This is a genomic window from Novosphingobium barchaimii LL02, from assembly GCF_001046635.1.
GTDB classification, from domain to species: domain Bacteria; phylum Pseudomonadota; class Alphaproteobacteria; order Sphingomonadales; family Sphingomonadaceae; genus Novosphingobium; species Novosphingobium barchaimii.
The window spans coordinates 293787-306399 of record NZ_KQ130453.1; the positions used below are offsets into that span (position 1 = coordinate 293787).

Here is a 12613-nt window from a genome sequence, read left to right on the forward strand (position 1 = left end):
CCGTCAAATGTCCAGCCCTACTTGGCGCTGGTCAGCTTCTTAGCCACCGGAACCACGCCCTTGGGCGCGGCCGACAGGCTGCGGATCAGATCCACCTCGGCCTGGCGGTAGGGGGTGCCGTCGGTGTGGAACACTTCGTGGAACCAGATCGTGGGTTCTTCCATCGTGTAGGGCTTCTTCCACGAATCCCAGGGCAGGCGGGTCTGCGTCTTGCCGTCCACGAAGCCCCAGTTCATCATCGCCACGTTCTCGCGCTTGCCGATCGGCAGCGAGCCGTCGAAGGTCGATCCGTTGCCGCGCGCCATGTATTCGGTGCAGAGGATCGGGCGGCCATAGCCCTTGAGCTGGTTCACCCGGTCCTGGAACTTCTCGGGCCAGTTGTAGTCGTGGAACGAGATCACGTCCGACTGGGTCAGCTGCAGCTGCTCCATAGGGGTGAGCGCGCCCGGCGTCTTCCAGTCGTCATGCTGCCACACGCCCGAGGTCAGCGGCTGCGAAGGCTCCGCCTCGCGCGCCCAGCCGTAGACTTTGGTAAGCAGGGCGAGGACAAGTTCCTGCTTGCCTTCCTGGCCCTTGTACTGGTCGGCGCCATTGTCCGGCTCGTTCCACAGGTCCCAGCCCAGCACCCGGTCGTCCTTGCCGAACGCGCCGATCACGCCCTGGACATAGGCCTTGAAGCGCCCCTCCTGCGAAGGATCGCGCATCGCGGGCAGGCCGGGGCCCTGCACCCAGCCGGAGTTGTGGACGCCGGGGATCGGCGGGTGCTGCGGACCCAGGACGGGGACCGGGTCCCAGCAGCTGTCGAACAGCACGAACAGCGGCTTGATCTTGTGCTTCGCGGCGATGGTCAGGAATTCGTCGATGCGCTTCTTGAAGCCTTCCGGGTCCTGCTGCCACAGCTGGTCGTGCAGGAACACGCGCATGGTGTTCATGCCGATCCCTTGCGCCAGGCCCAGTTCGTAGTCGATCCGCTTGGGGTCCCAGGTGGCGGCCTGCCACATCTCCAGCTGGTTGATGGCATTGGCCGGCGCGAAGTTGGAGCCGACCAGCCAGGGCTGCTTGGCGTACCAGGTCTTGGCCTGAGCAGGCGTCCACTGCGGGCGGGCCTCGGCGGGCAGGGCGACAAGGGCCGCCACGGTCGCCAGCAGGCAGGTTGCGAGTGTTTTCACAGGTAATCCCCTCTTATCGCGTAAAGAACTTGTAGGTCATGACGTTCCGGTAGGTCTTGCCCGGATCGAGGCGGACCGACGGAAACTGCGGCTGGTTGGGCGTATCCGGGAACAGTTGCGGCTCGAAGACGAGGCTGTCGCCTTCGCGGTAGATCTGGCCGGACTTGCCGGTGATCGTGCCGTCCATGAAGTTGCCCGAATAGAACTGCAGCCCCGGCTGGTTCGACCACAGTTCGAAACCGCGCCCGGAGGTGGGTTCGACGAGGCGGGCCATCAGGTGCTCGTCCCTGGTCACACCTTCGGCCACCACCCAGTTGTGGTCGTAGCCGCGCGCATAGCGGACCTGTTCGTCGCTGCCGTCGCGCACGCGGGCGCCGACCGGGGTGGGCTGGCGGAAATCGAACACGGTGCCCGCCACGCTCTTGTGCTCGCCCAGCGGGATCGAGCCGGAGTCGGTGGGGGTGTAGCGCTCTGCCGGGATCGTCAGGACGTGGTCCATCGCCGTGGCGCCCGGCCCGGCGAGGTTCCAGTATGTGTGGTTGGAGATGTTCACCACCGTCGGACGGTCAGTAGTGGCGGTGTAGGTGATGGTGAGCTGGTTCTGCTCATCGAGGGCATAGGTCGCGTCGGTGGTCAGCGTGCCGGGATAGCCCATGTCGCCATCCGGGCTGACATAGCGCATGGTGACGCTGGCCTTCGCGCCGTTCTTCACCTCGCGGACCGTCCAGACGACCTTGTCGAACCCCTTGGTGCCGCCATGGAGCGAGTTGGCGCCGTTGTTGACGGGCGTGGTGTAATCCTTGCCGTCGAAAGTGAACTTGCCCTTGGCGATGCGGTTGGCGACGCGGCCCACGGTGGCGCCGAAGAACTGGCCGTCCTTCGCATACCCATCGAGGCTGTCATACCCTACGGCGACGTCCACCGCCTTGCCGTCCTTGCCGGGTAGCATGACCGACTGGATCGAGGCGCCCAGCGTCATCACCCGCACCGACATGCCCTTGGCATTGGTGAGCGTCACCGCTTCCACGCTGGTGCCGTCCGGCATCCGGCCGAAGGTTTCGCGCCTGGCCTCGGCACTGAGCGCGGGGGTCGAAACCGCGCATAGCAGCGCGGCGGTCGCCATAATCCGAAGCATCGTCTCTCCTCCTGGTCCCGTAGTCTTGTTTAGTCGCGGTAGAGGCAGGGCGGCAGGCCCTTGCATCCCGGATCTAGTTCGAACAGGGCGCCGCCCAGTTCCTCGTCGACGCCGTTGGCGGCGCTGGTGACGTAGAGCCGGTCCAGCCCGTCGCCGCCGAAGGTGCAATTGGTGATCTGGCTGGCGGGCAAGGCGATGCGCCGATCCACCGTGCCATCGGGGGCGAAGCGCGTCACGCACGAAGCGCCCCAGCAGGCCACCCACAGATAGCCCTCGGCATCGAAGGTCATACCGTCAGGCGAACCCCATCCGTCTTCGAACGTGATGAACGGTTCGCGCGTGCCCAGGACGCCGTCTTCCAGCGGATAACGGAAGATCACGCCCAGGGCGCTGTCGGTGTGCAGGACGAAGCGGCCCTCAGGGTCGATCGCCGGGCCGTTGGGGATGGTATAAGCATCCGGCGCGGCGCGGGTGAGGGCGCCCTTCTCGAAGCGGTAGAACGTGCCGACCGGCTCGTCGCAGGAGAACGGCATGGTGCCCAGCCACAGGCGCCCTCGCGCATCGGCGACCGCATCGTTGACGCGGTTGCTTTCCGGCTCGCCGGGAATGTCAGCCAGGGTCTCGAATGTGGGGGGATCGAGCGTCACCCGGGTTATCGAACGGCCGATGCCGGCCATGAAACCCCCGCTTTCCCGTCCGATGATCCAGCCGGCGGCGCCGTCTGTTTCCCAGCTTTCGACCCGCCCGGTCGCGGGAAAGAGGCGGTTGACGCGCTGGCCGATGATGTCCGTCCACAGCAGCGCGTCGTCCGCCGCCGACCAGAACAGGCCCTCGCCGAGCAAGTCGACGCGGCCGCGTTCGATGATGCGCACTGTCGTCACCGCTGCTCTCCTTAGTGACTGTCCCGCGGCAGGCCCTTGATCTGGGCGATGCGCTGGTACTTCACGGCGGATTCGATCACCGCGCCGGTCGCGAACTGGCCCACGAGATCACGCTGGATTTCCTGCCACGGCGTTTGCGATTCAGGCGTGATGGTGTCTTCCACAGCGGCGAGATCGGCGCGGCGGCGATCAAGCTCGGCCTCGTCCACCAGCATGTTCGCGCTGCGGGCCTTGAGGTCGATGCGCACGCGGTCGCCGGTGCGCAGCAGGGCAAGGCCCCCGCCGACCGCCGCCTCGGGCGAGGCGTTGAGGATCGAGGGGCTGCCCGAAGTACCCGACTGGCGCCCGTCGCCGATGCAGGGCAGGGCGTGTACGCCGGCGCGGATCAGCGCGGCGGGCGGGCGCATGTTCACCACTTCGGCGCCGCCGGGATAGCCGACCGGCCCCGCGCCCCGGATCACCAGGATGGAGTTCTCGTCGATGCCCAGGTCCGGCTCGTCGATGCGGTGGTGGTAGTCCTCCGGCCCGTCGAACACCACCACGTTGCCCTCGAAGGCGTCGGGGTTGGCGGGATCGGAAAGGTAACGGCCCCGGAATTCGTCCGAGATGACCGAGAGCTTCATCACCGCGCCTTCGAACAGGTTGCCGCTCAGCACGGTGAGGCCTGCCGCTTCCTTGAGCGGGCGGTCGATCGGACGGATCACCTTGTCGTCATGGATCCGCACGCCGACGAGGTTCTCGGCCACGGTGCGCCCGTTGGCGGTCAGCACGGCGCCGTCGATCAGGCCCGCCTTGGACAGTTCGCCCATCACGGCGGGAACGCCGCCGGCGCGGTAGTAGTCCTCGCCCAGATATTCGCCTGCGGGCTGAAGGTTGACCAGCAGCGGCACGTCTGCGCCGGTCGTCTCCCAGTCTTCCAGCGTCAGCTCAACGCCGATGTGGCGGGCGATGGCGTTGAGGTGGATTGGCGCGTTGGTGGAGCCGCCGATCGCCGAGTTCACCCGGATCGCGTTAAGAAAGGCCTCGCGCGTCAGGATGTCGGAAGGCTTGCGGTCGGCCTTGACCATCTCGACGATGGCGCGCCCGGTTTCCCAGGCGCATTCCTGCCGGTCCCGGTAAGGCGCGGGGATCGCGGCGGAACCGGGCAGCGACATGCCCAGCGCTTCGGCCAGCGAATTCATCGTCGTCGCCGTGCCCATGGTGTTGCAGTAGCCGGTGGAGGGAGAGCCTGAGGCGACCAGCTTGAGGAAGCCGGCATAGTCCAGTTCGCCCTTGGCCAGCATCTGGCGGGCTTTCCACACGATGGTGCCCGCGCCGGTGCGCTCGCCCTCATGCCAGCCGTTCAGCATCGGGCCGACCGACAGCGCGATGGCGGGGATGTTGACGGTGGCCGCCGCCATCAGCGCGGACGGGGTGGTCTTGTCACACCCGATCGTCAGGACCACGCCGTCCAGCGGGTAGCCATACAGCACTTCGACAAGGCTGATATAGGCAAGGTTGCGGTCCAGCCCGGCGGTGGGGCGCTTGCCGGTTTCCTGCAGCGGGTGGGTGGGAAATTCGATCGGGATGCCGCCCGCGTCGCGGATGCCTTCCTTGACCCGTTCCGCCAGCACCAGGTGGTGACGGTTGCAGGGCACAAGGTCGCTGCCGGACTGGGCGATGCCGATGATCGGGCGATCCGACTGCATTTCCTCGATGGAAAGACCGTAGTTCAGGTAGCGCTCAAGATAGAGCGCGGTCATGTCGGGGTTCGCCGGGTTGTTGAACCACGAGCGTGACCTCAGGCTGGACCCTGCGGCGGTGATGCTGTCGTCAGCGGAAGAAATGTCGGCCTCCCTTAAACCCGCTCGTTCGTCATGGGTGCGTTGCCGCGAGAGCGTTGGAAAAGCGGCTACCATCGTCATTTTATCATGGCAACTCATTTATCAGACAAATATGTCTTGTCGGACTAGAATGGGATAGCTATGAGCCGGGACAAGGCCCCGACAGGGGGCCGATTTGGTTTCTGGAGGGAGGCACATGAAAAGCATCACCCATTCGTTCGTACTGACATCTTCCGTGCTGGCCATGGTGGCCTGTGCGCCTGCCGCTTTTGCGCAGGATGTTCCGCAGGATGCAGCCGCTCCGTCCGTTGCCGAGGGCAACGAGATCGTCGTCACCGGCCAGCGCGCCAGCCTAGAGGCAGCGCGCAACGTCAAGAAGAACTCCGACCTTGTCGTCGATTCGATCGTCGCCGAAGACATCGGCAAGCTGCCCGATACCTCGGTCGCCTCCGCGCTGCAGCGCGTTGCCGGTGTCCAGGTCACGAACGGCTTCAACAACGAAATCCAGAGCCCGATCGTGCGCGGCCTGGGTGACATTCTGACGACGCTGGACGGACGCGAGATCTTCACCGGTGTGGGCCGCGGCTTCTCGTTCCAGGATCTTCCGGCGGAGGCGATCGGCGGGATCGACGTCTACAAGTCGAACTCGGCCAACCTCGTCGAAGGCGGCGTTGCCGGCGTCATCGACATGAAGCTGCAAAAGCCCTTCAACTTCGACAAGGGCCTGACCATCGCCGCGAACGGGCGTGTCTACAACGGCCGCGTTTCGGACAAGACCAGCTACACCGCAGGCCTGCTCGTCGCCAACACCTGGGACGTGGGCGATGGCCGTCTGGGCGCGCTGATCGACGTGTCCTATGCGCGCAACAACTTCAGCCGCCCTGTCTCGTTCAACTGCGACCCGCGCTCATCCAACAACGGCCCCGCAGGCGCGCCGGGTCTGGTCCTGCCGACCTGCGTGGGCGGCACCACCGACACCGGCCACAACACCCGTCCGCAGGTTAACGCCGCGCTCCAATGGGAAGTGACCCCGGAACTCGAACTTTACCTCGACGGTGTCTACACCGGCTACCGTTCGGAATTCGCAACCAACTTCATCTTCGCAGACCTGTTCGCGGGCAGCAGCATCAGCAACGGTGTCGCCAGTGACGATTGCTTCACTGCGCCGGTCAACCCTGCTGACGGTTTTCTGGGAGACGCCGACAACCCCGCTCACCTGCCGCAGAACCTCTGCATCGCCAAGTCTGCCACCTTCAACGGCGTCGACGCGCTCACCAGCACGCAGGCCAAGAAGCAGCGCACCGACCAGTACGTGCTGGGCGGCGGCGCGAAGTGGAACACCGACACCATCCATGTCGTGTTCGATGCCAGCTACATCCAGTCGAAGAATTCCAACCGCGCGATCATCGTCGACGTTGCCAAGCACAACACGGCGGTCGACGTGGTGGTGGACGACAACGGCCACGGCACCTCGGTGATGCAGGGTAATCCGTTGGGCACGCCGGACGGCTTCGTGTTCGCCAACACGTTGTTCCAGGACCTCAACAAGTCCAACAGCCGCCAGTACGCCTTCAAGCTGGACACCGCGTTCGATATCGACAGCAGCTTCCTGCGCCAGATGCAGTTCGGTGCGCGCTACAGCGACCGTCAGGGTTCGTTCCGCGCGGTTGCCGGCGGTCCGGGCTTCCCCGGGCCGAACCGCGGCACGCTGGTGTCCTCTGTCGGACTGCCGTCCGACTTCATGGTCCGTTCGCCGGATTCGATCCCCTCGCTCAACGGCGGGGAGCACTGGTACACGCCAAACGCGGGCTACCTGCTCAACAATACCGATGACCTGCGCGCGCTCTACGGCGCCCCGGCCGGTGACCCCGACTGGGATCCCACCCGTAACTACGATGCGGCGGAAAAGACTTTCGCGGCTTACGTTCAAGGTAAGTACCAGCTCGACATCGGCGACGTTTCAGCGATTGACGGTCTGTTCGGCGTGCGCGTGGTCAGCACCAGCCGCACCATCGACGGCACTTCGCGCGTGATCGGCGGCGGGGCTGGCGGCAGCGACCTGTTCGTGCCCGTGAACCGCGACACCAGCGACGTCTACATCCTGCCCAACGCCAGCATCCGCTTCAAGGCGACCGACCAGCTGCAGTTCCGTGCGACTTACGCCAAGACGGTGTCCCGCCCGACCTTCGGCGATCTCAACCCCGGCCTGTCGCTGGCGGCGCCGGGCGGGAACCCCAACGTCATTCTGACGGGCACGGGCGGCAACCCGGACCTCAAGGCCCAGCAGTCCAACAACTTCGATGTGACCGCCGAATACTACTTCGGTCGTTCCAGCTACCTCTCGCTGGCCGGTTACATGCGCAAGCTGAAGGACCGCGTTGCGGGTGACAACACGGTCCAGGTGATCGACGGTCAGACCTACCGCATCACGCAGCCGCGCAACCTGGGTTCGTCGGAACTGAAGGGCATCGAGGCTGCCGGTCAGGTCTTCTTCGACTTCCTGCCCGAAGGCTTCGACGGCTTCGGCGTCATGGGCACGTTCACTTATGCGGACAGCAAGGTGACCACCAAGGGCGACGAGCTGGAAGGCCAGCAATTGCTGGGCGTCTCGAAGTACAGCTATACCGCCGGCGCGCTTTACGAGAAGTACGGGATCACCGCCCGCGTGGTTTACACCTGGCGCTCGGGGTTCAACGATTCGACCTTCGGTATCGGCACGCTGACCGGTTCGCAGGATGACGTACAGTTCAACAAGGTCAAGTCCAACGGCCGCCTCGACTTCTCGGTCGGCTATGACGTGACGCCGAACATCACGGTCACCGTCGACGGCGTGAACGTCAACGGCGGCAAGTACTACAGCTACTTCGACAACCCCTCCTTCCCGCACGATATCCGCCTGGACGACAAGTTCTACGGCATGAGCGTTCGCGTGAAGTACTAAATCGTTTCCCCGGGGGCAGGGCCGAGCGCAAGCGGCCCTCCCTCCTCCAATGCTCCCGGGTATATCGGGCGGGACGGCTTTGCCGCTGTCCCGCCTTTTTTTGCGTCCCGCCGCGACCCTCAGGAAATCAGGCGCGGCACTGACATGGCGCGGATCGAGAAGCGGGCGTCCTTATGCTCCACCCCGCCGCGGTGAGCGGCGCGGTGCTGGACGACGCCGTTCTTGCCGAAGCCTTCCACCACCGGGCGGTTCGTCCTGCTCGACAGCCACAGGCGAAGGAGGTGGCGCTTGCGCTGAGGTTCGGGGTGATCGAAGAATTCCGTGCGCGAATGCAGCGCGGCATAGTTCGACAGCCACTGGATGTCGCCGGGGCGGAAATCCATGGCGATGGCCATGCCCGGCTCGTACGTGATCTCGTCAAACAGGCGCAGGACCTCGATCTGGTCCTCGGTCAGCTGGGGCACGCCGGGATATTCCTGCGCGGTGAGGATGTAGAGCGAGCCCGCGTACATCGAGAACACGCCGTCCTCCACACTCACCACCGGCGAGGTGTAGGTATCGGCAGGCGCCTCCTGGTCCTGCCGGCGCCAGTCCCAGTGGAACGGTTCGAGCAGGAGGTGCGCCAGATCCGGGCGGCGGCGCAGGATCTCGTTATAGATCTCCGCCCCCGATACGAGGCATGAAAGCCCGCCCTCCCTCGCGCCGCGCAGACACATCAGCGCGACGATGTCCGAGCTGTCCGAATGATATACCAGCTTGTCGCGCACCTTCGAGGACTTGGCGGTGGGATCGTCCATCGTCTTGTCGGATGTGGCGTAAACATGGTCGAGCAGGTCGCCCATCTCGTTCTGGCGGATGGGATCGCCCATGTGCAGGCCCAGCACGTAGTAGATCGCGCTGGAGAGCGCGTCGGAATAAAGATCAGAACGAAGCCCCCGCACCAGCACGAAGCCGCGCCCGAAGTCCACGTCGCGGCGCCACGACAGCAGGCCTTCGGCGCAGGCCACCAGTGGGTATTCCTCGGCCTGGACGAAGCGAAGGTCAGGATCGGCGTCGAGGAAGCGTTTGCCCAGTTCTTCCAGCTCGGCAACCTGCGCCTCGCTCAGTTCATAGACCCAGTCCTGGCCTTCCATCAGCCGGTCCCCGCGCCAGGCGGCGTCGGTCAGGACGGGGGACGGGATTTCGGCGACGCTCATGCTGGATCTCCTTGGGCACTTGGGCGGTACCCTAGCCGCGTCGACCGCCTGCGTCTTGATGCTGGACGCACATCGTTATGCGTATGCGCTCAATGCGCGGCTGCGAATTCACGCGGGTAGCGGCCCAGAGTGAAGATGATCGCCACCGCTACCAGCATCAATACGATGGAAAGCTGCACGGTGGGGTCATAGCTGCCCAGTCGATCATGAAGCGCGCCGTAGGCGGCAGGCGCCGAACCCGCGCCGATGCCGAAGGCGGCGTACTGGATGCCGTAAAGCTCGCTGAAATGCCGTTGCCCGAAATAGCGCGCGGTCATGAAGGCGACAAGGTCGAACTCCGCGCCGGCGACAAGGCCCAGCATCACCACCGCGCCGATCACCACACCGCCGCCAAGGCCGGGCGTCACCAGCAGGACCAGCGCCGCCACCGCCGGCAAAACCAGCACGGCGCAGACGATGGGCGCCCAGAGCCGGTCAAGCAGAAAGCCGGACAGCACGCGGCCCGCCGTGACGCTGATCGCCAGTGCGGCCAGTGCGCTGGCGGCGCTGGCTTCGGGAATGCCGCGTTCCAGCAGCAGCGAGAACAGGTTGGGCACCAGACCGCTGACCCCGAAGGCCAGCACCAGCGCCGCAAAGGCAAGTGCCCAGAAGCGGTATCCCCGCAGCGCCTCGCGCACGGTGACGCCGCTGATCGATGCGTGGCCCTCGGCGCCGGGCGCGATCTGCGGCGCCTCGCGCAGCCATGCCAGCAGCACCGGCACCGCGATCACCAGCGGCAGGAAGGCGAGGGCAAGATAGCCGCCGCGCCAGCCCATGGCGTGGATCGCGGCAGTCATCATGAACGGCATGATGACGCCCGCCAGCCCGGTTGCCGCAAGCGCAAGGCCCAGCGCAAGGCCGCGCGCATGGTCGAACCACCCGTTCAGCAACTTGGCATACGTCATCGGCAAAGTGCCAATGGACAGCAGCGCCAGCACGCCCCAGGCCAGGTAATAGCCGGGCAGAGTGGAGCCGATCGCGGCGACCAGCAGTTCCGAAAAGCCCAGGCCGATGGTTGAGGCGATCGCCACCTTGCGCGGCCCCACCTTGTCGATCAGGCGGCCAACGTGCCGTCCCAGCAGCACCAGCACGATGGGCGCCAGCATCAGCACGGCAAGGATATCGGCCCGCGCCCAGCCGAGTTCCTTCTGCATGGCGCCGGCAAGGATGCCCGATGCATAAGGCGCGATCGGAGAAAGCCCGAAGGCCAGCCCCGCTCCGCAGGCGACCAGCGCCCGCCAGCCCCGGCGAAATTCCCCGGCGCTGCCGATGGCGGCGCGGCTGGGGGCTGAAACGGGGGGCGGCGCAGGTTCGGTCATGCCAAGCAATTCCATGTCAATGTGGGCCGTCCGGGGCGTTCCTGGACGGCCCGGATGGCGGATAAGTCACTCGGGTGCGTCCCCTCCCCGGCTCATGCTTGGCGGTGACCCTAACGGTTATCGCGGCCAGCGCGAACGCGCCGCGCGAACTTTCCACCAGACGGAGGTCGTTATCCCAAGTTTGTATGCTAAATCTTGAGAACGTGAAAATTCACTGCCAAAAAATTAGTCATGCAGGGGAAATCCATGCCTATTTTGTATGCATATTCGCACCGTGAAAACTTTCCGCGCCCCTTCTCCTTGCGGGGCGGGATGTATGTCAGCTTCCCGGTCATGACGAATTGTGACACCAGCTTCCGCTCCGTTCTCGAGTCTTTCCATGACTGAGGCGGCGGCGACCCCGGCCGGGGAACAGACCTGCGCCAGCTATCTGGCGGACGCCATCGTCGGTACGGGCTGCGGCACCGTCTTCGCGCTGGCCGGGGCCACCCATGCGCCGCTGCTGTTCGCGCTCGAGGACCGGGGCGTCGCCATCGTCGGCGGGCGCCATGAAAGCGGCACAGTTGGCGCGGCCGATGGCTATGCGCGCCGCACGGGGCGCACCGGCTTCGCGTTGATCGTGGCCGAGCAGGGCCTGGCCAACGCCATGACCGCGCTGATGACAGCCGCACAGGCCGAAACGCCGCTGGTGGTCATCGCCACGCGCTTCCCCGATAGCTGGGTGGAACCGGCGATCCAGTACGACGTCGACCGGCACGAGATGACCGGGCCGTTCCTCAAGTACAGTCGCACCGTCTCCTCGCCCGACCGGCTCGGCGACTACATGCACGCCGCGATCAAGGCCGCGAATGAGGGCGTTCCCGGTCCGGCGCTGTTGGTCCTGCCGCTCGATTTCCTGAACAAGCCATGCGCCAGCCGTCCGCGCGCGGCGTTTATCGCCGCCCCGCTGCCCTGTGCGGACCAAGCCGGCATCGAGAGCGCAATGGCTCTGATCGGCGCGGCGCAGCGCCCGATAGTAGTGACCGACAACCGCGCCGCCCTGTCCGACACTACCGGTCCGCTGACCGCGCTGGCGGCGATGGGCGTGCCCGTTCTTGGCAACGGCCTTGGCCGCGGCCTTGCCCCCGAAGTGGCGCCCACCGGTTATCCCTGGCCGTATGCGCAGCGCGCCGTGAACCAGGCGGACCTCGTGATCGTGGTCGGGGCGCGGATGAACATGTGGTTCGGCTACGGCCTTGCCCCGCGCTTCGGCGCCGAGGCCCGCTTCATCCATATCGACAGCAGCGCCGAGGCCATCGGCCGCAACACCGCCGTCGATCTGGCGCTGGTCGCCGATCCGGGCCGCACGCTGGCCGCGCTGGTAGAGGGACTGAACGCCGCGCAGTTCAGCCGCGATCCCGCCTGGATCGCCGAGGCGCTGGCCCCGCGCGCGCAGTGCGTCGACGCGTTGCTCGAAAGCTACGGCGAGGGCCTGCACTCCGCCTCCATCGGTGCCGCGCTCGACGCCATCCTGCCCGAAGAGCGCGTTTTGGTGTGCGACGGCGCGGACTCGATGAACTTCACGTATGCGAAGATGCGCGTGCACCGCCCGCGCTCATACTCGAACCTCCTGCCGTTCGGCGCGATGGGTGCGGGCTTCCCGCTCGCGGTAGGCATGGCCGCTGCCGAAGCCGAAACCGCCCTGCGTGAAGGCCGTGCCGCCAAGCCGGTCGCCTTCGTCACCGGGGACGGTTCGCTGGGCTTTTTCCTGGCGGAGATCGACACGCTGGCCCGTTCGGCCCTGCCGCTCACCGTGCTTGTCGCGAACGACGGCAAGTGGGGGACCGAGTATCACGGCCAGCAACTGGTTTACGGCCGCACCTCCAACACCGATCTGAACGGTGTGGATTACGCCGCCATCGCCGGCGGTTTCGGCTGCCCCGCAAAAGTGGCGACGACGCGTGGCGAGCTCGATGCCGCCATCGCACAGGCCCATGCCTCTGCCGGTCCGATGCTGATCGACGTACGCGTCGATCCCGATAGCGGCCGCATCCGCAAGGCCGAACCGCTGCTGGCGATGATCCTCTTCGAGGACATCCCGCACTCCTGATCCGATTGCCTTCACAACCAT

The 12613-nt window shown here is 65.8% G+C and carries 8 protein-coding genes; 2 read left to right on the forward strand and 6 right to left on the reverse strand.

Annotation, left to right across the window (positions count from 1 at the left end; all coding sequences use genetic code 11):
• Positions 1–17: 17 nt before the first annotated feature.
• Genes V474_RS08195 through V474_RS08210 form a run of 4 tightly spaced genes read right to left on the reverse strand, consistent with a single transcriptional unit; the run spans position 18 to position 4927 of the window.
• Positions 18–1169: a glycoside hydrolase 5 family protein gene (locus tag V474_RS08195; RefSeq protein WP_059151035.1), complete on the reverse strand. Its 1152-nt coding sequence runs from the start codon at positions 1167–1169 to the stop codon at positions 18–20.
• Positions 1170–1182: 13 nt separating this feature from the next.
• Positions 1183–2304, reverse strand: a complete 1122-nt coding sequence (locus V474_RS08200) for an aldose epimerase family protein (protein WP_059151036.1) — start codon at positions 2302–2304, stop codon at positions 1183–1185.
• A gap of 29 nt (positions 2305–2333) precedes the next feature.
• Positions 2334–3185: an SMP-30/gluconolactonase/LRE family protein gene (locus tag V474_RS08205; RefSeq protein ID WP_059151037.1), complete on the reverse strand. Its 852-nt coding sequence runs from the start codon at positions 3183–3185 to the stop codon at positions 2334–2336.
• Between the two features lie 11 nt (positions 3186–3196).
• Positions 3197–4927, reverse strand: a complete 1731-nt coding sequence (locus V474_RS08210) for an IlvD/Edd family dehydratase (protein WP_236711148.1) — start codon at positions 4925–4927, stop codon at positions 3197–3199.
• A 277-nt stretch (positions 4928–5204) separates the two neighbouring features.
• On the opposite strand from V474_RS08210, the gene V474_RS08215 reads away from it, so the two are divergent.
• Complete coding sequence (locus V474_RS08215; RefSeq protein WP_059151038.1) at positions 5205–7949, forward strand: TonB-dependent receptor; 2745 nt, start codon at positions 5205–5207, stop codon at positions 7947–7949.
• Positions 7950–8068: 119 nt separating this feature from the next.
• Here V474_RS08215 and V474_RS08220 read toward each other — a convergent pair whose 3' ends face one another.
• Entirely contained in the window at positions 8069–9145 is a 1077-nt protein-coding gene (locus V474_RS08220; RefSeq protein ID WP_059151039.1) for a TauD/TfdA family dioxygenase, read from the reverse strand.
• Positions 9146–9234: 89 nt separating this feature from the next.
• Positions 9235–10503: an MFS transporter gene (locus V474_RS08225; protein WP_169795038.1), complete on the reverse strand. Its 1269-nt coding sequence runs from the start codon at positions 10501–10503 to the stop codon at positions 9235–9237.
• A gap of 379 nt (positions 10504–10882) precedes the next feature.
• Here V474_RS08225 and V474_RS08230 point away from each other — a divergent pair, with 379 nt between their 5' ends.
• The gene (locus V474_RS08230; RefSeq protein ID WP_059151041.1) at positions 10883–12592 is read left to right on the forward strand and encodes a thiamine pyrophosphate-binding protein; all 1710 of its coding nucleotides are present in this window, start codon (positions 10883–10885) and stop codon (positions 12590–12592) included.
• Positions 12593–12613: the final 21 nt, after the last annotated feature.